2 pseudogenes are annotated in these 1156 nt (G+C 72.9%); one reads left to right on the forward strand and one right to left on the reverse strand.

Going from position 1 to position 1156, the window contains the following annotated elements:
- Positions 1-870 (forward strand): annotated as a pseudogene (locus ACOV8S_RS14110) (hypothetical protein); the annotation flags it as partial.
- Positions 871-962: 92 nt separating this feature from the next.
- Here the strand turns inward: ACOV8S_RS14110 and ACOV8S_RS14115 are convergent.
- A pseudogene (locus ACOV8S_RS14115) lies at positions 963-1156 on the reverse strand (hypothetical protein); the annotation flags it as partial.

A 1156-nucleotide genomic window follows, 5' to 3' on the forward strand; every position in this document is an offset into this window, starting at 1 on the left:
CCCGAGGAGCCCGCACCGGCCGACCCCGCTCCCGAGGAGCCGGCCCCCGCGGAGCAGGAGGCCGGCAAGCCGAACGTCCTCGAGGACATCGGCAACGCCCTCGGCGACCTGCTCGACGGCCCCGACGCCCAGCAGGACGACGCCGCCGAGGCCGAGGAGCCGGCCACCGAGCCCGCCGAGACCGAGGAGGGGACGGCCCCCGCCGACTCCCCGGAGGCCGGCGCCGAGGCGGACTCCGACGCCGGGAAGGACGCGGAGGACGAGAAGGCCGCCGACGCTCCCAAGGAGGCCGTCGAGGAGACCGCCAAGGCTCTGGAGAAGGCCACCGAGGACGAGAAGGCCGCCGAGGAGGGCGAGGCCGTCGAGGAGACGGCCGAGGAGCCCGCCATCGACCCCGAGGACTGTCCCGTCGCCACCGACGAGGAGGGCGGCCTCGAGAACATCGTGGCGCTGCCCGACCAGCCCTGGGAGCTGCAGGCCAGTTCGCTGCTGCTGAAGGGCGCCAAGTACGAGGGCGTCGTCAAGGTGAAGACGGCGAACGGCACCGTCAAGAAGGTGCTCAAGTACGTCGTCACCGACGGCACCGACATCGGCGACCTGCACCAGGTGGTGCACGACTCGCAGAACAAGAAGACGCACCACGCGGTCGCGGGCAAGGGCACCACGTCCACCATCCGCGGCGGCGACACGGTGATGTACACCGAGTCCATCTCCGGCAACCTGCTGGGGCTGATCCCGGTGACGTTCTCCCCGGAGAACCCGCCGCCGCTGGACATCCCGATCATCTACTTCACCAAGGTGAAGGTGATCCAGGCCGGCCAGTTCGGCGGCAACCTGACCATCCCGGGTCTGCGCCAGTACGCCGACTAGGCGACCGCTCCCCGCGAGCACAGCACGAAGTGCCCCCGCAGCCCATCGGGCCGCGGGGGCACTTCTCGTGGGGCCCTACGAGATCCACCGAGTCAGATCATCGTCGGCTTCCCGTCCTGGGCGCCGCCGGTGAGCGGGGTGCGGTCGGGGGTGGTGGCGGCCGTCACCACCGAGGTCGCGGTCGCGACGGCGGAGCCTGCTGCCGCCCCCACGGAGCCGGCGGGCAGCGCCGCACCGGCGGGACCGGAGCCGGCGGGCGGCACGGACAGCCCGGCCCCGGCGGGGT

The sequence above is a fragment of the Streptomyces sp. CO7 genome (genome assembly GCF_053474865.1).